Annotated in this window: 24 protein-coding genes and 2 tRNA genes; 7 read left to right on the top strand and 19 right to left on the bottom strand. The window is 60.6% G+C overall.

What is annotated here, in order from left to right:
* Positions 1-4: 4 nt before the first annotated feature.
* From QLG12_RS14775 to QLG12_RS14765, 3 genes are all read right to left on the bottom strand, one after another.
* Positions 5-1,252 (bottom strand): S-type pyocin domain-containing protein, encoded by a 1,248-nt coding sequence (locus QLG12_RS14775; protein WP_282474788.1) that lies wholly within the window; start codon positions 1,250-1,252, stop codon positions 5-7.
* Between the two features lie 224 nt (positions 1,253-1,476).
* A tRNA-Met gene (locus QLG12_RS14770) sits at positions 1,477-1,553 on the bottom strand.
* A 115-nt stretch (positions 1,554-1,668) separates the two neighbouring features.
* Positions 1,669-3,726, bottom strand: coding sequence for a methyl-accepting chemotaxis protein (locus QLG12_RS14765; protein WP_282474787.1), 2,058 nt, complete (start codon positions 3,724-3,726; stop codon positions 1,669-1,671).
* A gap of 333 nt (positions 3,727-4,059) precedes the next feature.
* Here QLG12_RS14765 and QLG12_RS14760 point away from each other — a divergent pair, with 333 nt between their 5' ends.
* Positions 4,060-5,277, top strand: coding sequence for an MFS transporter (locus tag QLG12_RS14760; protein ID WP_085668193.1), 1,218 nt, complete (start codon positions 4,060-4,062; stop codon positions 5,275-5,277).
* A 63-nt stretch (positions 5,278-5,340) separates the two neighbouring features.
* Here the strand turns inward: QLG12_RS14760 and ychF are convergent, their stop codons facing one another.
* From ychF to QLG12_RS14720, 8 genes are all read right to left on the bottom strand, one after another.
* Positions 5,341-6,441, bottom strand: coding sequence for a redox-regulated ATPase YchF (gene ychF, locus QLG12_RS14755; RefSeq protein ID WP_064384013.1), 1,101 nt, complete (start codon positions 6,439-6,441; stop codon positions 5,341-5,343).
* Positions 6,442-6,463: 22 nt separating this feature from the next.
* Positions 6,464-7,048, bottom strand: a complete 585-nt coding sequence (gene pth, locus QLG12_RS14750) for an aminoacyl-tRNA hydrolase (RefSeq protein ID WP_007951726.1) — start codon at positions 7,046-7,048, stop codon at positions 6,464-6,466.
* Positions 7,049-7,219: 171 nt separating this feature from the next.
* Positions 7,220-7,822: a 50S ribosomal protein L25/general stress protein Ctc gene (locus tag QLG12_RS14745; RefSeq protein ID WP_197868376.1), complete on the bottom strand. Its 603-nt coding sequence runs from the start codon at positions 7,820-7,822 to the stop codon at positions 7,220-7,222.
* A 141-nt stretch (positions 7,823-7,963) separates the two neighbouring features.
* Positions 7,964-8,905, bottom strand: coding sequence for a ribose-phosphate pyrophosphokinase (locus QLG12_RS14740; protein ID WP_003171603.1), 942 nt, complete (start codon positions 8,903-8,905; stop codon positions 7,964-7,966).
* A gap of 47 nt (positions 8,906-8,952) precedes the next feature.
* Positions 8,953-9,027, bottom strand: a tRNA-Gln gene (locus QLG12_RS14735).
* A 37-nt stretch (positions 9,028-9,064) separates the two neighbouring features.
* Positions 9,065-9,916: a 4-(cytidine 5'-diphospho)-2-C-methyl-D-erythritol kinase gene (gene ispE, locus QLG12_RS14730; RefSeq protein ID WP_197868377.1), complete on the bottom strand. Its 852-nt coding sequence runs from the start codon at positions 9,914-9,916 to the stop codon at positions 9,065-9,067.
* A 3-nt stretch (positions 9,917-9,919) separates the two neighbouring features.
* Positions 9,920-10,537, bottom strand: a complete 618-nt coding sequence (gene lolB, locus QLG12_RS14725; protein WP_197868378.1) for a lipoprotein insertase outer membrane protein LolB — start codon at positions 10,535-10,537, stop codon at positions 9,920-9,922.
* Positions 10,538-10,540: 3 nt separating this feature from the next.
* Positions 10,541-12,265 carry a tetratricopeptide repeat protein gene (locus QLG12_RS14720; RefSeq protein ID WP_197868379.1) on the bottom strand — a complete coding sequence of 575 codons (1,725 nt, stop codon included), beginning with the start codon at positions 12,263-12,265 and terminating at the stop codon, positions 10,541-10,543.
* 182 nt (positions 12,266-12,447) lie between these two features.
* Here QLG12_RS14720 and hemA point away from each other — a divergent pair, with 182 nt between their 5' ends.
* From hemA to QLG12_RS14690, 6 genes are all read left to right on the top strand, one after another.
* Positions 12,448-13,734, top strand: coding sequence for a glutamyl-tRNA reductase (gene hemA, locus QLG12_RS14715; RefSeq protein ID WP_007951716.1), 1,287 nt, complete (start codon positions 12,448-12,450; stop codon positions 13,732-13,734).
* Positions 13,731-14,813, top strand: coding sequence for a peptide chain release factor 1 (gene prfA, locus QLG12_RS14710; protein WP_197868380.1), 1,083 nt, complete (start codon positions 13,731-13,733; stop codon positions 14,811-14,813). The genes hemA and prfA overlap by 4 nt, the downstream gene beginning before the upstream one ends.
* On the top strand, positions 14,814-15,644 hold the full coding sequence (gene prmC, locus QLG12_RS14705) for a peptide chain release factor N(5)-glutamine methyltransferase (protein WP_108563240.1): 831 nt from the start codon (positions 14,814-14,816) through the stop codon (positions 15,642-15,644).
* Positions 15,638-16,393 carry a molybdopterin-synthase adenylyltransferase MoeB gene (locus tag QLG12_RS14700; protein WP_282474786.1) on the top strand — a complete coding sequence of 252 codons (756 nt, stop codon included), beginning with the start codon at positions 15,638-15,640 and terminating at the stop codon, positions 16,391-16,393. Before prmC ends, QLG12_RS14700 begins: the two co-directional genes overlap by 7 nt.
* Positions 16,386-17,177 carry a glutamate racemase gene (murI, locus tag QLG12_RS14695; RefSeq protein WP_236195030.1) on the top strand — a complete coding sequence of 264 codons (792 nt, stop codon included), beginning with the start codon at positions 16,386-16,388 and terminating at the stop codon, positions 17,175-17,177. The genes QLG12_RS14700 and murI overlap by 8 nt, the downstream gene beginning before the upstream one ends.
* 112 nt (positions 17,178-17,289) lie before the next feature.
* Positions 17,290-17,808: an acyloxyacyl hydrolase gene (locus QLG12_RS14690; RefSeq protein WP_039766327.1), complete on the top strand. Its 519-nt coding sequence runs from the start codon at positions 17,290-17,292 to the stop codon at positions 17,806-17,808.
* Between the two features lie 55 nt (positions 17,809-17,863).
* Here QLG12_RS14690 and QLG12_RS14685 read toward each other — a convergent pair whose 3' ends face one another.
* From QLG12_RS14685 to phrB, 8 genes are read right to left on the bottom strand one after another with little or no spacing between them, the layout of a single operon-like run.
* Positions 17,864-18,169, bottom strand: coding sequence for a YkgJ family cysteine cluster protein (locus QLG12_RS14685; protein WP_011335918.1), 306 nt, complete (start codon positions 18,167-18,169; stop codon positions 17,864-17,866).
* Positions 18,170-18,221: 52 nt separating this feature from the next.
* Positions 18,222-18,713 carry a DUF2878 domain-containing protein gene (locus QLG12_RS14680; protein WP_282474785.1) on the bottom strand — a complete coding sequence of 164 codons (492 nt, stop codon included), beginning with the start codon at positions 18,711-18,713 and terminating at the stop codon, positions 18,222-18,224.
* On the bottom strand, positions 18,706-19,977 hold the full coding sequence (locus tag QLG12_RS14675) for a cyclopropane-fatty-acyl-phospholipid synthase family protein (protein WP_108563235.1): 1,272 nt from the start codon (positions 19,975-19,977) through the stop codon (positions 18,706-18,708). Before QLG12_RS14675 ends, QLG12_RS14680 begins: the two co-directional genes overlap by 8 nt.
* The gene (locus QLG12_RS14670) at positions 19,964-20,779 is read right to left on the bottom strand and encodes a DUF1365 domain-containing protein (protein WP_282474784.1); all 816 of its coding nucleotides are present in this window, start codon (positions 20,777-20,779) and stop codon (positions 19,964-19,966) included. Before QLG12_RS14670 ends, QLG12_RS14675 begins: the two co-directional genes overlap by 14 nt.
* Positions 20,776-22,023: an FAD-dependent oxidoreductase gene (locus tag QLG12_RS14665; protein WP_282474783.1), complete on the bottom strand. Its 1,248-nt coding sequence runs from the start codon at positions 22,021-22,023 to the stop codon at positions 20,776-20,778. The genes QLG12_RS14670 and QLG12_RS14665 overlap by 4 nt, the downstream gene beginning before the upstream one ends.
* Positions 22,020-22,802 carry an SDR family NAD(P)-dependent oxidoreductase gene (locus tag QLG12_RS14660; RefSeq protein WP_197868387.1) on the bottom strand — a complete coding sequence of 261 codons (783 nt, stop codon included), beginning with the start codon at positions 22,800-22,802 and terminating at the stop codon, positions 22,020-22,022. The genes QLG12_RS14665 and QLG12_RS14660 overlap by 4 nt, the downstream gene beginning before the upstream one ends.
* Entirely contained in the window at positions 22,799-23,221 is a 423-nt protein-coding gene (locus tag QLG12_RS14655) for a nuclear transport factor 2 family protein (protein WP_197868388.1), read from the bottom strand. Before QLG12_RS14655 ends, QLG12_RS14660 begins: the two co-directional genes overlap by 4 nt.
* On the bottom strand, positions 23,214-24,659 hold the full coding sequence (gene phrB, locus QLG12_RS14650) for a deoxyribodipyrimidine photo-lyase (protein WP_282474797.1): 1,446 nt from the start codon (positions 24,657-24,659) through the stop codon (positions 23,214-23,216). Before phrB ends, QLG12_RS14655 begins: the two co-directional genes overlap by 8 nt.
* Positions 24,660-24,669: the final 10 nt, after the last annotated feature.

Here is a 24,669-nt window from a genome sequence, read left to right as displayed (position 1 = left end):
TACCTCAATCCTGGTGTACTTCGACGTGATTTTTGGGGGTGTGGACTCTGAGGTTGTCAACGTTATAGACCTCGCCGCCTTGAGATATCAGTTCCACATGATGAATTTCGTGAGAGATTCTTTTACCAGCCGCATCAGCTAATCGGGCGCGAGGCGCCTTTCCGTTGCGCATACGCTCCAAGCTATCTTCGCTGAGTTGCCCGGCTAGCCTGGTATCTTTTGATGCTTCGGCCCAGAAGGCGCGCCTGAATGAATCAAAGCTGGAATATTCACGCCCTCTTAGCGAATCGGCAATGCTGGTTGGGATTGGCGCACCAGATCCCCCCCGGGCATGGTCAAGCCATACACCGGAAACATCCTCCCCAACCCCCGTCACCGTCCCAGGCGTCAATCTCGCCGGTTTCGAAAACACCACATACAACGACTTCAGCCCGGTCTCCGCCGGGAACACCAGAATACAATCCTCGGCGGTGATGTCTTCGCCGGGCAGGATTTCAATCTGGCTGTCGGTGTTCGCGGCGATCGGGTGGACGAGGATCGTGCTCAGTGCTTCGCCGTGCTCCGGATGAACCAGCGGCGGCATCGATCCCAGCGGCCCGCGTTGCGGCGTCCACAGAATGGTGATGCCGTTGAGTTTGGCCTCCATGGCGGTCTTGTCGCTGTTCCACTCGACTTTTACGGTGCGCACCGAGTCGTCGCCCGAGGCTCCGGTGTGGATGCCGTAAACCTGCATGACGCCTTCGGCATCGCGTCGGAACTGGAAGCGCACGCGAGTGGTGGCGCGGCTCATGCTGCGTAGCTGTTCATCAGTGTGAAGCGTGTCGTCGCCCATTCGGGTCGGAAGCATCCCGAGGATAAACACGCTGGCCGGGCCTCCCGCACCGCGGATTGCCCAATTAAGGCGCTGCTGCAGGATTCCACCACCGGCCATGCGCCCCAACGCCAGATCGGCGCCGATGGCCTTCGCTACGGCGTGACTGGCAGCGGGAATGCGCAGGGCGCCTGCCACCATGACTTTGCCGAAGTGAGAGGCGGGCTCAGGTGTAGTGCCGGCATCCGTCCGGCACCAGTTGCCCGGCGCGCAGGACTTGGCAAAAACCACATCGTCGCGAGGCTTTGGCGATGGCCATTCGTCTGTCCGGATATAAACGGGTTCTGGTGGCGGGGGTGGAATCCATCCGGTCCATGTCGCGTTTTCGCTCGGGCGTTTTCGACGCCACTCCTCGTCGAAAAGGAATTTGTTCAGGTCCATGACCACTCCCTGTCTGTCCTGGAATCGAGACAGGGGAGCGTGTCGGTCAATCGGGATGGCGATCAAATCGACTTGCCGGGATGCAGAGGCCTGATCGAACGAATAATCCTCTTCGTACGCTTTTCGCACCGGGTTCCTACAGAATCAGACCGATCCAGCGGGGAGGGCACTTTTCTCGAGGCATAAAAAAACGGCCTACCTTTCGGTAAGCCGTTTTTAGTACTTGGTGGCTACACAGGGACTTGAACCCCGGACCCCAGCATTATGAATGCTATGCTCTAACCAACTGAGCTATGTAGCCAAGTGGCGCGCATTATTCCCCTGAAATGGAAAAGCGTCAAGCGTAAATTCAAAATATTTCTTCTTATTTTCAACCGCTTATCCTCCCGCGCCGAAAAAAGGCGCGGGAGGGGCATTCAACGCAGCTGAAATCTTCCGGTGTTGGCACTCAAGGCATGGCTGCCCTGGCTCAAGGTGTCCGCCGCGAGATTCACGGCACGCGCGCCTTCGAGCAGGCGAACCGCCGCCTGATCCACCTGCTGGATATTGCCGCTGACCTCATCGGCGGTGTTCGCCTGTTCTTCGACCGCCGTGGCGATCTGGGCGAGGGTGTCGGTGACGCTCTGCACGGCGCTGGCGATTTCCCCCAGGCGTTCGCCAAGTCCCGTGACCGCTTCCGCGTCCGATTGCGCCTGGCCGCACGCAGCCTCCATCAGGCTCACGGCTTCATTGACCGTATTGCGCAGGCTGTCGACCGTACCGGCGATCTGCGCCGTGGATGATTGCGTACGTTGCGACAGGCTGCGCACCTCATCGGCCACCACGGCAAAGCCACGACCTTGTTCACCCGCGCGAGCGGCCTCGATAGCGGCGTTGAGTGCGAGCAGGTTGGTCTGCTCGGCGACGCCACGGATGGTGTCGACCACCAATTGAATCTGCTGCCCTTGCTCGCTGACCCGGCCGAGCGCTGCGGCAGTTTCGTTCAGGCGCTGATTGAGCTGTTGAATGCTCGCCGTGGTGCGCTGACTGTCACGGCTGCTGTCGGCAGCGATGCGCCGGGTGTGCTGGGCGCTGCCGGAAGCCTGTTCGCAACTCTGCGCCACGCCTTGGGACGTCGCTGCCAGTTGCGTGGCTGCGGCGGCGATCTGGCTGATCTGCAATTGCTGCGCTTCGACTTCGCTGAGAGCGCCGCTGGAGTGATCATTAAGGCTGCGCACCGCGTTGCTCAGTTGCGAAGTCTCGTGATCGACACCCAGCAGGCTGTTGCGCAATTGCACCACGGCCACGTTGAGCGCGGTGCTGATCGACGCCAGTTCATCACGGCCCACGACTGGCACTTGCAGGCTCAGATTGCCGTCACGCAGGGCCTCGGCCAGCAGCGTGATGCCACTGGCGCTGCGGCGGATCGAGGCTTGCAGGCAGACGAACAGGTACAGCGCCGCCAGCAACAGAAAACCGAAGACCGCCGCGACAACGATGAACTGACGAATCGCCGACCCATGGTAGTCATCCAGCCTCTGATCCAGCGACACCAGCGATTGCTGGCGCAACGTGGCGAGGTTGCCGAGCAGGGCGTCGAGAGTGCGCTCGAACTCTTCCGGCTTGAGGTTGATGCTGCCGCCGAACACGCCGTCATCCAGCACTTTGAGACCGGCATCCAGTTGCTTGAGGCTGTCGTGATATTGCCCGGCCCAGCCTTGCAGAGCGCTCGGTAGACGCGCTTCGAGCAGGCCGGCAGTTTTTACAAGCTGCTCGCGGGCATCGCCGATGCGGCTGCGCAGGTCACGCAGTTGCAGACGGCTTTGCAGGGTGAACTGGCCGGAAACCACGGACGCCTGGCCGACGGCTGCCAGTCGGCCGACCCGCTCGATCAGGTCCGGTGCGTGCTGGGTGGAAATCTGTGTCAGCAGATAGGTTTCCAGCCACGGCGCGAGGATCAGGCGATTGTCCATCGCGATTTGTTCGCGCAACGCTTGCAGGGCGCTGAGCGCATTGGTGAAACGGTCGTAACCATCCGGCCACCAGCCGACACCGGAAAGGCTTTTCGAGTCCAGACCATTGAGCGCGGCTTGCAGAGCCTGATAGCGGGTCAGGGTTTCGCTTTCCGCGCCTTCGGCTTGCAAGGCGTTGCCCAGCTCCAGCGTGGCCTGGGCCACGGCAGGTTGCACGCCATCGAATGCGGCCACGGCGGCCAGAGTAGCGGGCGTCGGCTGGCGGTTGGTTTCCGTGGCGCGCCAGCGGGCGGCACGGTCACGCTGAGCGGCGAGCAGGTTGTCGAGTGCATCGAGGGCGAGCAACTGCCGCACACCGGCACGTTCGCCGGCGATCAGGTTGAGTTTGTCGCGATAGTCCTGGCCGATCATCAACAGGCTACCGGCCAATGGCAGGATAAACAGCAGAAACAACAACTGGAATTTACGCGCGAAGCCAAACCGCCCCAGCAACCTGATCCCCGGTGATAAAAAAACCTGCATGCCCCATGACTCCTCTGGACACCACGCACCATCGGCGTGCATCGCGGTCATTGCGACCGGGATTGGTGCCCTGCTAAAAGGCCTCGAAAGTTCACCCTTGCCCGCTCTGTAGGCCGGCTCTGTAGCGAAACTTCCCATTCTCGATGCCCTTTGTAAGGGCGCCGCGTTCAAGCCGATAAGCAAGGCAAGATTCAGACCATGGCGTTGCGCTATCACTTGCGGCGCGACGACTGAATAGTTCGTTAGCTGGCTAAGGGGATGGCGCTGACGCACCGAAAAATGGCACATTGACGCACCTGCCCGCGTGCACCCATCTGCAGTCCGGAAACTCCCATGGCTATCAGCAACGTTCAGACCGCCGCTGCCTCGGCGTCCGCTCCTCCCCAGAGCAGTCCACTGGTGATGCGCATCATCGGCGCGGTGGCGCTGGCGCATTTGATCAATGACCTGATCCAGTCAGTGCTGCCGTCGATCTATCCGATGCTAAAGGCCAACTACGGTTTGAGTTTCACCCAGGTCGGCCTGATTACCCTGACGTTCCAATTGACCGCGTCACTGTTGCAGCCGTGGGTCGGTTATCACACCGACCGGCATCCGAAACCGTGGCTGCTGCCGGCCGGTTCCGTGTGCACGCTGATCGGCATTGTGATGATGTCGATGGTTGGCAGTTTTCCGCTTATCTTGCTGGCGGCGGCGCTGATCGGCATCGGCTCTTCGACCTTCCATCCTGAAGCTTCTCGTATCGCGCGGCTGGCGTCGGGTGGGCGTTTCGGTTTGGCGCAATCGACCTTTCAGGTGGGCGGTAACGCGGGTTCGGCCTTCGGCCCGTTGCTCGCAGCGGCGATCATCATTCCTTTCGGGCAGGGCAACGTGGCGTGGTTCGGGCTGTTCGCGGTGTTTGCGTTGTTTGTGCTTTACCGCATCAGTCGCTGGTACGCCCATCACCTGAACCTGTTCAAGCTCAAGGCCGGCCAGGCCGCCACTCATGGACTGTCGAAGGGCAGGGTGGTCAGTGCGTTGGTGGTGCTGGGTCTGCTGGTGTTCTCCAAGTATTTCTACATGGCCAGCCTGACCAGTTACTTCACCTTCTACCTGATCGAGAAGTTCGACCTGTCGGTGGCCAGTTCCCAGCTGCATCTGTTCCTGTTCCTCGGCGCGGTGGCGGCGGGTACGTTCTTTGGCGGGCCGATTGGCGACAAGATCGGGCGTAAGGCGGTGATCTGGTTCTCGATCCTTGGCGTGGCGCCGTTCACGCTGCTGATGCCACATGTCGACCTGTTCTGGACCAGCGTCCTGAGCGTGGTGATCGGTTTCATACTCGCTTCAGCGTTCTCGGCGATCGTGGTGTACGCGCAGGAGCTGGTGCCGGGCAACGTCGGAATGATTGCCGGGGTGTTCTTCGGTCTGATGTTTGGTTTTGGCGGGATTGGTGCTGCGTTGCTCGGCCATCTGGCGGACATTCACGGCATCGAATACGTGTATTTCCTGTGCTCGTTCCTGCCGCTGTTCGGTGTGTTGGCGATCTTCCTGCCGAGAACCAAAAAGGCCTGACAGGCTGAATTTCAGGCATGAAAAAGCCGCGTATCGAACGCGGCTTTTTCTTGGGTGCAGCTTTTACACGTTGAAGCGGAAGTGCATGACGTCGCCGTCCTTGACGATGTAGTCCTTGCCTTCCAGGCGCCATTTACCGGCTTCCTTGGTACCGGCTTCGCCCTTGTACTGGATGAAGTCGTTGTAGGCGATCACTTCGGCGCGGATGAAGCCTTTCTCGAAGTCGGTGTGGATCACGCCAGCGGCTTGCGGTGCGGTGGCACCGACGCGGACGGTCCAGGCGCGGACTTCCTCTACACCGGCGGTGAAGTAGGTCTGCAGGTGCAGCATCTCGTAGCCGGCACGGATTACGCGGTTCAGGCCAGGCTCTTCCAGGCCCAGGGCTTCGAGGAACATGTCTTTCTCTTCGCCGTCATCCAGCTCGGCGATTTCCGCTTCGATCTTGTTGCAGACCGGAACGACCATGGCGCCTTCTTCTTCGGCGATGGCCTTGACCACGTCCAGGTGCGGGTTGTTCTCGAAACCGTCTTCAGCGACGTTGGCGATGTACATGACCGGCTTGGTGGTCAGCAGGTGGAAGCCCTTGATGATCGCTTTTTCGTCGGCGCTCATGTTCTTCATCAGGCTGCGCGCAGGCTTGCCTTCGGTGAAGTGCGGGATCAACTGCTCAAGCAGGGCCTTCTGGGCCACCGCGTCCTTGTCACCGCCCTTGGCGTTGCGCGAAACCTTCTGCAGTTGCTTCTCGCAGCTGTCGAGGTCGGCGAAGATCAGTTCCAGGTCGATGATTTCGATGTCGCGCTTCGGGTCGACGCTGTTGGAAACGTGGATCACGTTTTCGTCTTCGAAGCAGCGCACGACGTGGGCGATCGCGTCGGTTTCGCGGATGTTGGCCAGGAACTTGTTGCCCAGGCCTTCACCTTTCGAGGCGCCGGCCACCAGACCCGCGATGTCGACGAATTCCATGGTGGTCGGCAGGATGCGCTTCGGATTGACGATGGCCGCCAGAGCGTCCAGACGCGGATCCGGCATCGGCACGATGCCGCTGTTCGGCTCGATGGTGCAGAAGGGGAAGTTCTCGGCCGCGATACCGGATTTGGTCAGGGCGTTGAACAGGGTGGACTTGCCGACGTTAGGCAGGCCGACGATGCCGCAATTGAATCCCATGGTGTTTCCCCTCGGATAAGAGTCAGGCCTTCTGGCTGTGCAGGTTTTTCATCGCACGGTTCCATTCACCGGCGAGGATATCCGGCAGCACGCCGAGGGCAAAGTCGATGCTGGCATCGAGTTTTTCCTGTTCGGCGCGTGGCGCACGACCCAGGACGAAATTTGAAACCATACTGGCGACGCCCGGGTGGCCGATGCCAAGCCGCAGGCGGTGGAACGTATTCTGATTGCCCAATTGCGCAATGATGTCGCGCAACCCGTTGTGACCGCCATGGCCGCCGCCGACTTTGAGTTTGGCGACGCCCGGAGGCAGATCGAGTTCGTCATGTGCCACCAGGATTTCTTCGGGCTTGATGCGGAAGAAACCGGCGAGTGCCGCCACGGCCTGGCCGCTGCGGTTCATGTAGGTGGTGGGAATCAGCAGACGAACATCCTGACCCTGATGCGAAAAACGCCCGGTCAGGCCGAAATACTTGCGATCGGCCACGAGATTCACGTTCTGTGCGTGGGCGATGCGCTCAACAAAAAGGGCCCCTGCGTTATGCCGGGTCTGTTCGTATTCAGCGCCTGGATTTCCCAGGCCAACGATCAGTTTGATGGCAGTCACGATAGGGGCCCTTCCTTTGAGTGGTGGATAACACCGCCGCGATCCGTGAAGGCGGCGAAAGTGGACGAAAAATGCTCATTTACCATGGATGTAAACTTCGCGTTCCCGCCCGCTTTCTCGCTACGTTCCAGTCCGCGATGTTACCTGTTCACTCAGGCATGGCAGAGTGAATTACTCTGCTGCGCCTTCTTCAGTAGCTTCTGGAGCAACACGTGGAGCGTGGACGTTGGCAACAGCCTTGTCATCGCCGTGTGCCAGAGCAACGAACTCAACGCCTTTAGGAGCCTTGAGGTCCGACAGGTGAACGATTGCGCCGATTTCCAGAGCCGACAGGTCGACTTCGATGAACTCAGGCAGATCTTTCGGCAGGCAGGTCACTTCGATTTCGTTCAGAACGTGCGAGATTTCGCCGCCTTTCTTGACCGGAGCTTCTTCACCGACGAAGTGAACTGGCACGATAGCGGTCAGTTTCTGGCCAGCTACAACGCGTACGAAGTCAGCGTGCATCACGTGGCCTTTGGCCGGGTGACGTTGCAGAGCCTTGATGATCACGTTCTGCTTGGTGCCACCAACGTTCAGTTCGATAACGTGGCTGTAGGCCGCTTCGTTTTCGAGCAGTTTGGCAACTTCTTTGGCCAGCATGCTGATGGATTCAGGGGCTTTGTCGCCACCGTAAACAACAGCTGGAACCAGGGCAGCGAGACGACGCAGGCGGCGGCTCGCACCTTTCCCCAGGTCGGAACGCAGTTCAGCATTCAAAGTAAAATCGTTCATTTTGTATCTCCAAAATAGCCATGACCGAGTGGCGTTTGCGACCAGCGCCGAACACGGTATGGGCAAAAAAGCCCCGCCCCGGCAGGAATGCCGGGGCGGGGCGCTTTTCGTCAACGAGACATTTCGCGAAGGGCAGGGCCCTTAACGGAACATCGCGCTGATCGATTCTTCATTGCTGATGCGGCGAACCGCTTCGGCAACAACCGGTGCGATATCCAGTTGACGGATACGTGCACAGGCTTGTGCTGCAGCGGACAGCGGGATGGTGTTAGTGACCACCAGCTCGTCCAGCACGGAATTTTCGATATTCTCGATGGCCCGACCCGACAGCACAGGGTGTGTGCAGTAGGCAAAGACCTTGGCTGCGCCATGCTCTTTCAGGGCCTTGGCCGCGTGGCACAGAGTGCCGGCGGTATCGACCATGTCATCGACCAGAATGCAGGTACGCCCTTCGACATCGCCGATGATATGCATCACTTCAGAGTGATTGGCTTTCTCACGGCGTTTGTCGATGATCCCGAGATCCACGCCCAGGGATTTGGCAACGGCACGTGCACGCACGACGCCACCAATGTCCGGGGACACGATCATCAGGTTCTCGAAGCGCTGATCTTCGATGTCATCCACCAGAACCGGGGAGCCGTAGATGTTATCTACCGGAATATCGAAGAAACCCTGAATCTGGTCAGCATGCAGATCAACCGTGAGAACACGGTCGATGCCGACTACGGTAAGCATGTCAGCAACGACTTTTGCGCTGATAGCCACACGTGCGGAACGCGGACGGCGATCCTGACGGGCATAACCAAAATAAGGAATAACAGCAGTGATACGAGTAGCCGAGGAGCGGCGGAAGGCATCAGCCATCACTACCAGTTCCATCAGGTTATCGTTGGTCGGAGCGCAAGTCGGCTGAATAATGAAGACGTCTTTACCACGAACGTTTTCATTGATCTCGGCTGTAATTTCGCCGTCGGAGAATTTACCGACAGAGATGTCACCGAGAGGGATATGCAGCTGACGTACGACACGCCGAGCCAGATCGGGGTTAGCGTTCCCCGTAAAGACCATCATCTTGGACACGCGCAGTACCTGAAGGCTGAGGGTATACCTGGATGAGTATAGGAAAATGGCAGGGGCGGCTGGATTCGAACCAACGCATGGCAGGATCAAAACCTGCTGCCTTACCGCTTGGCGACGCCCCTGTATCTGTTGCTTTCAAGTGCCGGGCACTTGATTCCTTTAGAGCAGACTTTGCAGCTTGCGATGCAACATCGAAACGTTGCTTCCTTTTGCTACAAACCCTGTAAGGGTCTCTGTCAGAAGGGCCGAGACTTTATCAGCTTCAGCTTTGCTTGGGAAGCCCCCAAACACACAACTTCCAGTTCCGGTAAGTTTTGCTTCGGTAAAATTACCTAACAAATTCAATGCGTTACGTACTTCTGGATAACGCCTTGAAACCACCGGCAAGCAGTCATTTCGACTGTTTCCCTCGGGAACGGGGCGCACTTTAATGGGCGGCGTGTTACGTGTCAACAAAGGATCTGAAAAAATTTCTGCCGTACTTACAGAGACTTGCGGAACGAGCACGACGTACCAAGGTTCGGCGGGCTCGACCGGGGTGAGTTTCTCACCGACACCTTCGGCAAAAGCCGCATGACCACGCACGAACACCGGCACGTCGGCGCCCAGCGTCAGGCCCAGTGCGGCCAGGCGATCTTCATCCCAATCCAGTTGCCATAAATGATTGAGGCCGAGCAGGGTGGTGGCCGCATTCGAGCTGCCGCCACCGATGCCGCCGCCCATTGGCAGGATCTTGTCGATCCAGATATCGATGCCGAGCGAGCAGCCGGATTGTTCCTGCAGTTTCTTCGCCGCGCGCACGATCAGGTTGCTGTCATGGGGCACGCCGTCGAATTCGGTGTGCAGGCAAATCACGCCATCGTCACGGACGGCGAAGGTGATTTCGTCGCCGTAGTCGAGGAACTGAAAAAGCGTCTGCAACTCGTGATAACCGTCTTCACGACGACCGAGAATGTGCAGCATCAGGTTGAGTTTGGCTGGCGATGGCAGCGTGAGGCGTGGTGCGGTCATGCTTTATTGCCCCAGTTTGCGCGGTTGCCAGGTCTTGATCACCAGCGTCACGTCCAGATCGCTGCCGTGCAGCTTGATCCGCTCGGGCAGCCAGTAACCGTTCTGTTCGGCATAGCTGAGGTATTCGACCTGCCAGCCATCCTGATCCAGATTGGCCAGGCGACTGTTGCCGTCCAGGGTCAGACGGCTTTTGCTGTCCGGTGCCGGAAGGCCGCGAACCCACCAGGCCAGATGCGAGACCGGCAGTTTCCAGCCCAGTTGATCTTCGACCAGTGCTTCCGGAGTCGGCGCTTCATAACGGCCCTGATTCGCCACTTCCAGCGACACCGCACCCGGGCGGCCGGTCAGTCGCGCTGCGCCACGCCCCAGCGGGCCGGACAGGCGAATGTCGTAGTAGTCCTGACGTTGCAGCCAGAACAGTGTGCCGCTGCCCGAGTCTTTCGGGGCGCGGATACCGATCTTGCCGTCGATCTGCCAGCCGTCGAGGCCGGTCAGTTGCTGTTTGTTCGCGGCCCATTGTGCAGGGCTGCCTTGGCCCTCGACCGATTCACGGGCGCCGAAGCCCGCGCAACCGGCGAGGAGGGCGATGAAGCTGAAAACGATGACGTGGCGCAAAAACATGAGTTAAAGAGTCTCGGATCCGGTCAGGCGCTTGATGGTGCTGCGCAGGATGGTGCTGTCAGGCTGGTCCTTGAGGAACTTGCCCCAGATTTGTTTCGCTTCGCGCTGTTTGCCCTTGGCCCACAGCACTTCGCCCAGATGCGCGGCGACTTCGTGATCGGGGAAGCGCTCGAGGGCCTGACGCAGATACTTCTCGGCGTCCTCCAGATTTCCCATGCGGAAGTTTACCCAGCCGAGGCTGTCGAGAACCGCCGGGTCTTCCGGGTTGATCTGGTGGGCCTGTTCGATCAGCGCCTTGGCTTCAGCGTAGCGGGTGGTGCGGTCGGACAGGGTGTAGCCGAGGGCGTTGAGGGCCATGGCGTTGTCCGGATCGCGCTTGATGATCAGGCGCAGGTCTTTTTCCATTTGCGCCAGGTCATTGCGCTTTTCCGCCTGCATGGCGCGGGTGTAAAGCAGGTTCAGATCGTCCGGGTACTGCTGCAACGCTTGTTGCAGGACTTTCCAGGCCTTGTCGCCCTGATTGTTGGCGGACAGGGTTTCGGCTTCGATCAGGTACAGCTGGATCGCGTAGTCCGGTTGTTCGTCACGCTCGGCAGAGAGTTTGCTCTGGGCTTCGGCGGTCTTGCCGTTGTTCATCAGGATATCGGCCTGACGCAGTTGCGCCGGCAGATAGTCGTTGCCGGGGCCGACCTGGGCGTATTCGATAAGCGCGCCTTGCGGGTCGTTGCGTTCTTCGGCGATACGCCCCAGGTTCAGGTGCGCGGAATCGACGTGGCTTTCCCGGGCGATCAGGTCTTCCAGATAACCCTTGGCCTCGTCCCAGGCCTTGGCTTCCAGGCAGACCAGTGCCAGCGAATAACGCAGTTCGTCGTCTTCCGGGTATTGCTGAACCAGGGTGGAGAACTCGACCTTGGCATCGTCCATCCGGTCCTGTTCCACCAGCATCCGCGCGTAGGTCAGGCGCAGGCGCTTGTCGTCCGGATACTTCTTGATGCTCTTTTGCAGCAGCGGCAAGGCTTCGTCGCCGCGATTTAGCCCTTGCAGCAGGCGTGCGCGCAGCAGGATCGGGGCGATCTCGCCGTCTTCCGGCGGATTGTCTTCGAGCAGGGTCAGCGCACCTTTGGTGTCGCCATCCTGCTGCATCAGCAGGGCCTTGCCGAAAATCAACTGATTGTTGTTCGGGTGACGCTGCAACAGGCGGTCGAAACTTTTCATCAGGCCGTTGCGGGTTTCCTGATCGGTGTCGGCAGCCGACAGCGCGAGGAAGTCGAAATGGGTGTCGCCCTTGCCCTGAAGGACTTTCTCCATGTAGACCATCGAGTCGTCATAACGCCCTGCACGAGCCAGTTGCACAGCGGCGGCGCGTTGCGCTTCGAGGTCGTCCGGGGCATTTTTCGCCCAGATCAGCGCGGTATCGAGGGCCGGCTGGTCGGCGCCCAGGTACTCGGCGATGCGGAAGGCACGCTCGGAAACGCCCGGATCCTGGGTGTTGATGGCCTGGGTCACGTAGTTGTCCAGGGCAATGTCGAAACGATTGCGCTGGCCGGCGAGTTCGGCACTCAGCAGGCTGAACACCGTTTCCTGGCTGAACGAGCTGTAAACCTTGGGCTTTTCAGGGGCCGGCGTGGTGTCTTCGACCGGTGAGGCACCGTCCTGCGAAACGGGGGCCAAGGCCTGGCAGCCGCTGAGGAAGACAAAAGCGAGGAGCAACGCGGAAGATCTATTCATATAGGAAGAGGACGACTAACCTGCGGTCGGATCATCATGACACAAGCCTTCGGCCAAACATAACCGAGTCTCGATTGTGGCCATTATAGGGGCCGGCAATTGGGACAATAGTCAGCGGTAGTTGTTCTGAATCTGACGAAGTAGGACAATTGCCGGCTTCACGTCACCATCAGCGACCTTGAATGGCCTTCCTTGCACTCGGTATCAACCACAAGACTGCTTCAGTAGACGTCCGCGAGCGCGTGGCCTTTACCCCTGAGCAGCTGGTGGAGGCCTTGCAGCAGCTCTGCCGACTCACCGACAGCCGCGAAGCTGCGATCCTCTCCACCTGCAATCGCAGTGAGCTGTATATAGAACAGGATCAGCTGTCGGCCGATATCGTGCTGCGCTGGCTGGCCGACTATCACCATTTAAGCCTCGATGAGCTGCGCGCGAGCGCTTATGTACATGAAGACGATGCGGCCGTTCGTCACATGATGCGCGTCGCCTCCGGGCTCGACTCGCTGGTGCTGGGCGAACCGCAGATTCTCGGCCAGATGAAGTCAGCCTACGCCGTGGCCCGCGAGGCCGGCACCATCGGCCCGCTGCTCGGGCGACTGTTCCAGGCAACCTTCAACGCCGCCAAGCAGGTGCGTACCGATACTGCCATCGGCGAAAACCCGGTGTCCGTGGCGTTTGCCGCCGTCAGCCTGGCCAAACAGATTTTCAGCGACCTGCAACGCAGCCAGGCCCTGCTGATCGGCGCCGGCGAGACCATCACCCTGGTCGCCCGCCATCTGCATGAGCTGGGGGTCAAGCGCATCGTGGTCGCCAACCGGACCCTGGAACGTGCCAGTCTGCTGGCCGAACAGTTCGGCGCGCACGCGGTGTTGCTGTCGGACATCCCGGCCGAACTGGTGCGCAGCGATATCGTGATCAGCTCCACCGCCAGTCAGTTGCCGATCCTTGGTAAAGGTGCGGTGGAAAGTGCGCTGAAGCTGCGCAAGCACAAGCCGATCTTCATGGTCGACATCGCCGTTCCCCGTGACATCGAGCCGGAAGTCGGCGAACTCGACGACGTTTACCTCTATAGCGTCGACGATCTGCACGAAGTGGTCGCCGAAAACCTCAAGAGCCGTCAGGGCGCGGCCCAGGCTGCCGAAGAGATGGTTTCGGTCGGCGCCGACGATTTCATGGTGCGCCTGCGCGAGCTGGCGGCGGTCGATGTGCTCAAGGCCTATCGTCAACAGAGCGAACGCCTGCGCGACGAAGAACTGCAAAAGGCCCTGCGCCTGCTGGCCAATGGCGGCAACGCCGAAGACGTCCTCGGGCAACTGGCCCGTGGCCTGACCAACAAACTCCTGCATGCCCCGAGTGTGCAGTTGAAAAAGCTTTCTGCCGAAGGCCGCCTCGATGCGCTGGCCATGGCTCAGGAACTCTTTGCCCTCGAGGGCTCACCGGATAGCTTTTCGGATAAAAAACCGCAATGAAAGCGTCACTGCTCAATAAGCTGGACATCCTCCAGGACCGTTTCGAGGAACTGACCGCGCTGCTCGGCGACGCCGAAGTCATTTCCGACCAGGCCAAATTCCGCGCCTATTCCAAGGAATACGCCGAAGTCGAGCCGGTGGTCGAAGCCTATAAAAAGCTGCTCAGCGTACAAAACGATCTGGAAGGCGCACAGGCGCTGCTCAAGGACAGCGACCCGGACATGCGTGAAATGGCCGTGGAAGAAGTCCGCGAAGCCAAGGAATTGTTGATCACCCTGGAATCCGACCTGCAACGCATGCTGCTGCCCAAGGATCCCAACGACGGGCGTAACGTGTTCCTCGAAATCCGCGCCGGCACCGGTGGCGACGAGGCGGCGATTTTCTCCGGCGACCTGTTCCGCATGTACTCGCGTTACGCCGAACGGCGTGGCTGGCGCGTGGAAATCCTTTCGGAGAATGAAGGCGAACACGGCGGCTATAAAGAAGTCATTGCCCGGGTCGAAGGCGACAACGTCTACGGCAAACTCAAGTTCGAATCCGGCGCCCACCGCGTCCAGCGCGTGCCAGCCACTGAATCCCAGGGCCGGATCCACACCTCGGCCTGCACGGTGGCGGTGTTGCCGGAACCGGACGAGCAGGAAGCGATCGAGATCAACCCGGCGGACTTGCGCGTCGACACCTACCGTTCCTCCGGGGCCGGTGGTCAGCACGTCAACAAGACCGACTCGGCGATCCGTATCACCCACTTGCCGACCGGTATCGTGGTCGAGTGTCAGGAAGAACGTTCCCAGCACAAGAACCGCGCCCGGGCGATGGCCTGGCTGTCGGCCAAGCTCAACGACCAGCAGACCGCTGCGGCGGCCAATGCCATCGCCAGCGAACGTAAGTTGCTGGTGGGCTCCGGTGACCGCTCCGAGCGTATCCGTACCTACAACTTTGCCCAGGGCCGGGTTACCGACCATCGCGTCAACCTGACCCTGTATTCCCTCGACGAAATCCTCGCCGGTGGCGTCGAAGCGGTGATCGAGCCGTTGCTGGCCGAATACCAGGCCGACCAGCTCGCAGCGATAGGTGAGTAAATGACCATCATCGCCAGCCTGTTGCGCGCCGCCGAACTGCCGGATTCGCCCACCGCGCGTCTGGATGCCGAATTGCTTCTGGCCGCCGCGCTGGGCAAGTCGCGCAGTTTTCTCCACACCTGGCCCGAGCGCATCGTGCCCAGCGAAGCTGCACTGGTCTTCGCCGAGTATCTGCAACGTCGTCGCAGCGGCGAGCCGGTCGCCTACATTCTGGGCCAGCAGGGTTTCTGGAAGCTCGATCTGGAAGTCGCACCGCACACGCTGATCCCGCGTCCGGACACCGAACTGCTGGTGGAAGCCGCGCTGGAATTGTTGCCGGCAACCCCGGCCAAAGTGCTTGATCTGGGCACCGGCAGCGGGGCGATTGCCCTGGCCCTGGCCAGCGAGCGCCCGGCGTGGCAGGTCACTGCCGTGGATCGCGTGCTGGAAGCCGTGGCCCTGGCCGAGCGCAATCGGCAGCGCCTGCACCTGAACAACGCCACGGTGCTGAGCAGCCACTGGTTCAGCGCCCTCGAAGGCAAGCGTTTCGAGCTGATCATCAGCAATCCGCCATACATCCGCGCCGCCGATCCGCATCTGGTGGAAGGCGATGTGCGTTTCGAGCCGGAAAGCGCCTTGGTGGCGGGCATCGACGGGCTCGACGATCTGCGTCTGATCATCGCCCAGGCGCCGGCGCATCTGGAAGCTGGTGGCTGGTTGATGCTCGAACACGGCTATGATCAAGCCGAAGCCGTGCGCGATCTGCTGCTGACGCAAGGTTTCGAAGAAGTCCACAGCCGCACCGATCTGGGCGGCCATCAACGGATCAGCCTGGGGCGCCTGCCGTGCTGAATGATCAGGAATTGTTGCGCTACAGTCGGCAGATCCTGCTCCAACACATCGACATCGATGGCCAGTTGAAGCTCAAGGACAGCCGTGTCCTGATCGTCGGCCTCGGCGGTCTCGGTGCGCCGGTTGCCTTGTACCTGGCGGCGGCGGGTGTCGGTGAATTGCATCTGGCGGATTTCGACACGGTCGACCTGACCAACCTGCAACGCCAGATCATCCACGACACCGATAGCGTCGGCATGCCCAAGGTCGACTCGGCGCTCAAGCGCCTGAGCGCGATCAACCCTGAAATCCGACTGGTGCCCCATCGTCAGGCGCTTGACGAGGATTCCCTTGCGGCAGCTGTGACGGCGGTGGATCTGGTGCTCGACTGCTCGGATAACTTTTCCACCCGCGAAGCGGTCAACGCCGCGTGCGTGGCGGCGCGCAAGCCGTTGGTCAGCGGCGCCGCGATTCGCCTCGAAGGACAGCTTTCGGTATTCGACCCGCGCCGTGCCGAGAGCCCGTGCTACCACTGCCTGTACGGTCACGGCAGCGAAGCCGAACTGACTTGCAGTGAAGCCGGCGTGGTCGGGCCGCTGGTCGGCCTGGTCGGCAGCCTGCAAGCGCTGGAAGCCCTGAAGTTGCTGGCAGGTTTTGGCGAGCCACTGGTGGGTCGTCTGCTGTTGATCGATGCACTGGGCTCGCGCTTCCGTGAACTGCGGGTCAAGCGTGATCCAGGGTGCAGCGTCTGTGGTTCGCAGCATGCGTGAAGCGCCGATTGCCGTCTTCGATTCCGGCGTCGGCGGTCTGTCGGTGCTGGCGGAAATCCAGCACCTGCTGCCGAATGAATCGCTGCTGTACCTGGGCGATTGCGGCCACATTCCTTATGGCGAGAAAACCCCGGAATTCATTCGTCAGCGTTGCAGCGTGATGGCCGGTTTTTTCCGCGAGCAGGGCGCCAAGGCGCTGGTGATCGCCTGCAACACCGCGACCGTGGCCGGTGTCGCCGATCTGCGCCGGGACTTCCCTGACTGGCCGATCGTCGGCATGGAGCCGGCGGTCAAACCGGCCGCCGCCGCCACCCGCAGCGGTGTTGTGGGCGTACTCGCCACCACCGGTACGTTGCAGAGCGCCAAGTTCGCCGCGCTGCTCGATCGTTTCGCCACCGATGTGCGGGTCATCACTCAGCCGTGTCCCGGACTGGTCGAGCGCATTGAAAGCGGCGATCTGCACAGCCCCGAGTTGCGTGCATTGCTCAAGCACTATGTCGATCCGCTTCTGGCCAATGGTTGCGACACGATCATCCTCGGCTGCACCCACTACCCGTTTCTCAAGCCGATGCTCAAGTCGATGATTCCCGAGACCATCAGCCTGATCGATACGGGCGCGGCGGTAGCACGGCAGTTGCAGCGGTTGTTGGCCCAGCGTGATTTGCTTGCCGAAGGTCCGAACCGACCGGTCAGATTCTGGACCAGCGCTGATCCCGCGTCTTTACGCAAGACCCTGGCCCTGCTGGGTCAAGTCGCCGGCGAAGTCGAGAAATTCAACTTGTAAAAAAAATGTGAAATATCTAAAAAGTCAGCTGAACTTCTGACCAAGCGCAGATTTCTATAGCGCAGAGTGACCTAGAAAACCAAACGATCGTTCCGGAAAAGGAAGTTTCAAAGTGAAGCGACTATTCTGCTTGGCCGCGATTGCGGCTGCACTGATGGGGCAAAGTTTTACCGCACAGGCTGCTGGCGTCGAGTTTGCAGTGGGTGCTACCAGCGATTCGACCATGACTTATCGCCTGGGCATGAATTTCGACTGGGACAAGAGTTGGCTGCAAAGTGACGTTGGTCGTCTGACCGGTTACTGGAGCGGCGCCTACACTTATTGGGAAGGCGACAAGACGTCGAGCAACAACAGCCTGTCGTTCTCGCCGGTGTTTGTTTACGAGTTCGCCGGTCAGTCGGTCAAACCGTATGTCGAGGCGGGGATCGGCGTGGCGCTGTTCTCCAACACCGAATATGAAGACAACAAGCTCGGCGGTTCCTTCCAGTTCGAAGACCGTATCGGTTTCGGCCTGCGCTTCAATGGCGGGCATGAGGTGGGGATCCGTGCGACGCACTATTCCAACGCCGGTCTGAGCAGCGACAACGACGGTGTGGAAAGCTACGCATTGCATTACACGATGCCGCTGTAAGCACCCGGAAAGTCAGTTCAAGAAAAAGGAGCGCCAGGCGCTCCTTTTTTTGTGCTCAGCGGTACGCCGTAGCAATCCCCTGGCGTTCGTCGATGCATTCCGGTGCACCCATTTCGAACTCGCGGCAGATCAGCGGACGCTTCTCGTAGATCGTGCACATCATCGTGTCGCGATCCAGCGCCGCGCACCAGCCGTCATCCAGACGCAGCATCACTTCTCCACCCCAATCGTCGGTATCGATAAAACGCTCGGGCACGCCAGTGTCGGTGATCAGCATCACTTCGAGCTGACAGCAGCAGGCTGCACAGGTCGAGCAGGTGACAACGGGTTCGGCGATCTGCCGATGGGGAATGGTTTTCATGGCGCCAGTGTACGGCAGTGGCCGATGACCGTGTGAAGGGCCTGACAGGCGTTTAGCGCGGCAGCCGTCGGGACAATTGATGCAGCAACGGAAACAGCATCGCCCACAGCAGCGCCACGCCGATCAGGGTCGCAAGCTCACCGTGAGGAAACTGCACGCCGGCCATTCGTCCGCCGGCGCCGTAGGACAGTGCGCCCCCGACTGCGCCAAGCAGGCTGGCGAGCCACCACGGGCTGGCGCTCCATTGCAGGCAATGGCGCAACGTCGTGGCAAACAACGCCCAGAGCAACATCAGCCACAGCGGGATCAGCGGCGACAGATCCTTGAACTCGAAGACCCCGAGACCACGCAGCGTACTGTCCACCGCCGTGCCGATAATCACTACGCAGAGCAACAGGCGACCTTCCTGCGCCCAGCTGCTGATCCAGCCCAGGTGAATCACCAGCACCGCCAGCGCCAGCAGCAGCCAAAGGCTGTCGCCACCGAGCACGCAGGCCAGCCAGCCGATCTGGAACAGCACCGCGTTGGCCAACCGCTCAAGCATCGAACCGGCCCAGCAAAGGCGCGGTCATCGCCGCCGGTTTGGCCAGCACCAGCTGTGCAGTGCCGATGGTGCGTTCGAGGAATCCGCCCTCGCAGTAACACAGGTAGAACTCCCACAACCTGAGGAAGTAATCGTCATAGCCCAGTTCGGTCAGACGGCCGTGAGCATGGCGAAAGTTCTCGTGCCACAGGCGCAGGGTGCGGGCGTAATGCAGGCCGAAATCTTCCATGTGCAACAGGTTCATATCGGTGTCGCGGCCGACGATTTCGAGCATTTTCTGCACGCAGGGCAGGGCACCGCCGGGGAAAATGTAGCGCTGGATGAAGTCCACGCCACGGCGCGCCTGTTCGTAGCGCTGTTCGCGGATGGTGATCGCTTGCAGCAGCATCAGGCCGTTGCTCTTGAGCAGCTGCGCGCATTGCTTGAAGTAGGTCGGCAGAAAGCGGTGGCCGACTGCTTCGATCATCTCGATCGACACCAGTTTGTCGTACTGGCCGGTGAGGTCGCGGTAGTCCTTGAGCAACAGCGTCACCTGATCCTGCAAACCGAGGCGTTCGATGCGCGCGGCAGTGAAGGCGAACTGCTCTTTCGACAGCGTGGTAGTGGTGACTCTGCAGCCATAGTGCTGCGCCGCGTAGAGCGCCATGCTGCCCCAACCGGTGCCGATTTCCAGCAGATGGTCGCCGGGCTTGAGCGCGAGTTTCTGGCAGATCCGCTCCAGCTTGTTCAGTTGCGCCTGCTCCAGGCTGTCGTCAGGGCTGAGGAACTGCGCGGCCGAATACATCATGGTCGGGTCGAGAAACTGCTCGAACAGGTCATTGCCCAGATCGTAATGAGCGGCGATGTTTTTCTGCGAGCCCTTGCGCGTATTGCGGTTGAGCCAGTGCAGCCCGCGCACCAGCGGGCGACCGAGCCGGGCCAGGCCACCTTCCATTGCGTCGAGCACTTCAAGGTTGCTGACGAAGACCCGCACCACGGCCGTCAGGTCCGGCGAGCGCCAGTAGCCATGGATGAAAGCTTCACCCGCACCGATCGAACCATTGCCGGCGACCAGGCCCCAGACGGCCGGATCCAGAACTTGAATCTCGCCCACCAGGGCGCTGCCCGGCGTGCCGAAGACGTGGCGCTCGCCGTCCTCGATGACGATCAGTTGACCCTGCTTGAGCTGCTCCAGCTGGCGCAGTACTCCCCGGCGCAGCAGCGAACCGCTCAGGCCGTGAGGGCTGAACAGGCTGGCTTTGGCCGAGACGCTAGTGGATTTCATGGTGGCGTTCCTCGGTCGGTATAGTGGCGGTTCGAAAAAGGTCGTCGGCGCGCTGGTGGTCATACACCGGGGTGCGCTTGAGCAACAGGCGCAGCGCCTGCCAATAGATCGCCAGCGCGGTCTTGGCAGTCATCCAGGGAAAGCGCCACAGGTGTCGGTGCAAGTGGCTTCGATCAAGGGGTTCGCGTTGCAGGTCGAGGGTGGCGTCGAACAGCTTTTGCTCACCCTGCCAGTCGGCCATGTGTACGCCCAGGGTCTGCGCGGCCGGGCTGAAGCTCATGCGGTATTCCAGGTCCGGCGGCAGGAACGGCGACACGTGAAAGGCCTTGGTCACGGCAAAGTGCTGATGAAAGTCCTGCAGCTGAGTCGGCGCTCGAGCCGGCAGCACGTAGTGATAACGCTCGCGCCACGGCGTGTTGCGGACTTCGCAGAGAATCGCCGCCAGTTGGCCGTCGGCCTCGTGGCAATAGAAAAAGCTCACCGGGTTGAACGACAGGCCCCAGCTGCGCGGCTGGGTCAGCAGGCAGATCGAACCTTGCGGCGCATGGCCCAGGGCTTCGCCGACAAGCTGCCGCACCGCATCGCTCAGGCGCACGCCCCGGTCGGTGAAGGTTTTCAGGTAATCGGTTTCGCGAAATGAAAACGGCGCAAAGCGGCTGGACCCCGCCAATCGGGACAGGCCCAGCACCGCTTCCTGTTCAGCCAGATCGAGATACAGCATGCCGATCCGGTAACGGAATTGATGACGGCGCGGTGCGAATCGCCGATGGGCAATCCAGCCACTGTAGAGCGCGCTGTTCACAGACCTTCTCCGAAGGCTGCGGCCACGCGCAGGGCGCTGACCACACCGTCCTCATGGAAACCGTTGGCCCAATAGGCGCCGCAATAATGCGTGTGTTGCGCGCCGTCGATTTCAGCCCAGCGCTGCTGTGCCGCCACGGCCGCGAGGCTGAATTGCGGGTGGGCATAGGTGAAGCGCGCCAGCACCTTGGACGGCGTGATACCAGCGCTCTGGTTGAGGCTGACGCAGAACGTGGTGTCGCTCTGGATGCCTTGCAGAATGTTCATGTCGTAGGTCACGGCCGCCCGGGTATGACCGGCTCCGCCGAGGCGATAGTTCCAGCTGGCCCAGGCCCGCTTGCGCGTGGGCAGCAGGCGGGTGTCGGTGTGCAGCACCACCTCGTTGTCGGCGTAGGGCAGGGCGCCGAGGATTTGCCTTTCTTTATCGTCAGGACTTCCCAGCAGTCGCAGGGCCTGGTCGCTGTGGCAGGCCAGCACCACTTTGTCGAAACGTTCGATGCCGGCCGGGCTGTGGATAACCACGCCGTGCGCATCACGATCGATCCGGCCCACCGGGCAATTCAGGCGGATACGCTCCTTGAACGATGCGCTCAACGGCGCAACGTAAGCGCTGGAACCACCCTCGATGACTTGCCATTGCGGACGGTTGCTGACCGACAGCAACCCGTGGTTCTCAAAAAAACGCACGAAGAACTGCAACGGAAAATTGAGCATTTCGGCCATCGGCATCGACCAGATCGCCGCGCCCATCGGCACGATGTAATGCAGGATGAAGCGCTCGCCGTAAGCGCCGGCCTTGAGGTAATCGTCGAGTGTGGTGTCCGCGGTGATCCGCTGTTCGGCAAGGTCGCGCCGGGCTTCTTTATTGAATCGCAGGATGTCGCGCAACATGCCCCAGAATCCGGGCGACAGCAGATTGCTGCGCTGGGCGAACAGGCTGTTCAGGTTGTTGCCGTTGTATTCCAGACCGGTGTCCGGATCGTTGACCGAAAAGCTCATCTCGGTGGGTTTGAACGTCACACCCAGTTGGCCAAGCAAACGGATGAAGTTGGGATACGTCCAGTCGTTGAACACGATGAAGCCGGTGTCCACCGCATACTCGCGCCCGTCCACGGTCACAGGCACGGTGTGCGTGTGGCCGCCGATCCGGGCGTCGGCTTCGAACACCGTAATGTCATGCCGACGAGCGAGCAGATAGGCACAGGTCAAACCGGCGATACCGCTGCCGACAATGGCGATCTTCATGTTGCGTCCTTGAGCGGAGGGTTGCTGCGCACCATGCGTTTGCCAATTGCCAGTTGTACCCGCGCAGGCATTTTCGACAGTGGCCACAGAACCGCCATGAACAGTGCCGGAAAGGCGATTTCAAGCGGTCGATCTTTCAGTTTGGCGAAGATGTGCCGTGCGGCTTTATCCACAGGCCAACTGAGAGGCATCGGGAAATCATTTTTGGCGGTCAGCGGTGTCTCGACGAAACCGGGGCTGATCACGGTCACTTCAATGCCTTCGTCCGCCAGATCGATACGCAGGGACTCGAACAGATAACGCAGCCCGGCCTTCGATGCGCCATAGGCTTCGGCGCGGGGCAGCGGCACATAGGTCACCGAGCTGGCCATGCCCACCAGATGCGGTGCCGTCCCTTTGCGCAGCAAGGGCAGCGCGGCTTCGATGCAATAGCTGCTGGCGAGCAGGTTGGTGCGCACCACGTGCTCGATGATCGAGGCGTCGAACTGCCGGGCATCGACGTACTCACAGGTGCCGGCGTTGAGGATCACCGTATCCAGCGCGCCCCAGTCCATGGCGATCTTCTCGCCGATTTCCCGGACAGTCTGGCTGTTGGTCAGGTCTCCCGGCACTACCAGCACCTGGCCCGGATAGCGCTGTGCCAACACTTTGAGCGGTGCGACCTGACGGGAACTGACCGCCAGATGTGCGCCGCTCTTCAGAATGTCTTCCGCGAGTGCCGCGCCGATGCCACTGCTGGCACCGGTCAGCCAATAACGCCGTGGAGCTGTACGACTCATCCCAATCTCCTTTTCAGCCAGGCGATCACCCGACCCAATATGGGTAGATGTTCATAAAGCAGTGCTCCGGCATCGAAGTAATCCCGATGACGGTAGACCTTGTCGCGCCACAGCAGGTGCGAGCAGCCGGAGACTCGAATCAGTTGCCCGCTGGCCAGGCGCGGGTGGCGGTAGCTCATGACCCAGCGCAAATAGCCTTCGCCGTCGCCGATCTGGTCGAAACCGTGGAAATCGAAGCGCAGTTCGTTGACGTTGGCGTACAACTCGCTGAAGTAACCACGCAATTGCGTCAGTCCCTGCACTTCGTGCAGCGGATCGGTGAAATGAATGTCCTCGCTGTACAGTTCGTCCAGTTTGCGCAAGTTGTCTTTATTCAACTGTGCGAACCGCTGGGCAAAACCGCGCAGAAAATCACTCATCGCTCTCTCCTTGAGACGACCGCGACGGCAGGTTCTTGAAGGCTGCCAGCGCCCGCTCCCGCGATGTGCTCAGATTGACGATCGGCGGCGGATAGTCCGCGACGCCGAACAGCCCGCCGGCACTGGCCGGGTTGTGTACGTCTTTTTTGTTCAGTCCGGCCAGCTCCGGCAGCCAGTGCTTGATGAACATGCCTTCGCTGTCGAATTTTTCCGACTGGCTGACCGGATTGAAGATGCGAAAGTACGGCGCCGAGTCGGTGCCGGTCGAGGAACTCCACTGCCAGCCGCCGTTGTTCGCGGCCAGGTCGCCGTCGATCAGGTGGCGCATGAAGAAACGCTCGCCTTCGCGCCAGTCGATCAACAGGTTCTTGGTCAGAAACATCGCCACCACCATTCGCAGCCGGTTGTGCATCCAGCCGGTTTCCAGCAGTTGGCGCATGGCTGCATCGATGATCGGCAGGCCGGTGCGGGCTTCCTGCCAGGCGGCCAGATCCGCAGGCGCATCGCGCCAGGCCAGGGCTTCGGTTTCCGGGCGGAATGCGCGGTGCCGCGAAACCCGTGGGTAACCGACGAGGATGTGCTTGTAAAACTCACGCCACAGCAGTTCGTTGATCCAGGTGATGGCCCCGACCTTGCCGCTTTCGAATTCGCCCTGATTGCTTTGCAGGGCAGCGTGCAGGCACTGGCGCGGCGAGATCACACCCGCGGCCAGATAAGGCGAGAGCTGGCTGGTGCCGGGTTTGGCCGGGAAGTCGCGTTCGCTCTTGTAATAGTCGATCTGTGCATCGGCGAACGTGTCGAGGCGTCGCCGGGCCTCGGCTTCACCGGCGGGCCACAGGGCGCGCAGGGATGCGCCGGGTGTCGGGAATCCTTCGATGGCTTCTGGAACGGGGTCGCTGGCGATGTTCAGCGCTGACTGTTTGCCCGGTGCCTGTTTCAGCGAAGGCATCGAACAGTGCAGGTGCTCGTAGCAGACTTTGCGGAACTGACTGAACACCTGAAAGTAAGTGCCGGTGCGGGTCAGCACGCTGCCGGGCTTGAACAGCAATTGGTCGAGGTAGGTATGGAACGTTATGCCTTCGGCTTGCAGCGCCTTGGCAACGGCTGCGTCGCGACGGCTTTCGTTGATGCCGTATTCCTCGTTGACGTGCACTGCCTTGATCTTCAGTTGCCGACACAGCTCGAGCAGCACCGCCGGTGCCTGATCCCAGTGAGACGCGGTGCGGATCAGGAGCGGGATGTTCAGATCGCCGAGGCTTTTGCTCAGCTCGTGCAGATTGCGCAGCCAGAAATCGATCTTGCACGGCGCGTCGTCATGTTCCTGCCATTGCTGCGGGCTCAACAGGTACACAGCCACGGTCGGGCCACGCTCGGCGGCGGCTGCGAGGGCAGTGTTGTCATGTTGGCGCAAGTCGCTGCGCAGCCAGATCAATTGCATGTCGGTTTCT

The sequence above is a fragment of the Pseudomonas sp. V88_4 genome, assembly GCF_029967985.1.
GTDB lineage: Bacteria > Pseudomonadota > Gammaproteobacteria > Pseudomonadales > Pseudomonadaceae > Aquipseudomonas > Aquipseudomonas glycinae.
This window is presented reverse-complemented; position numbering and strand designations above follow the sequence as displayed.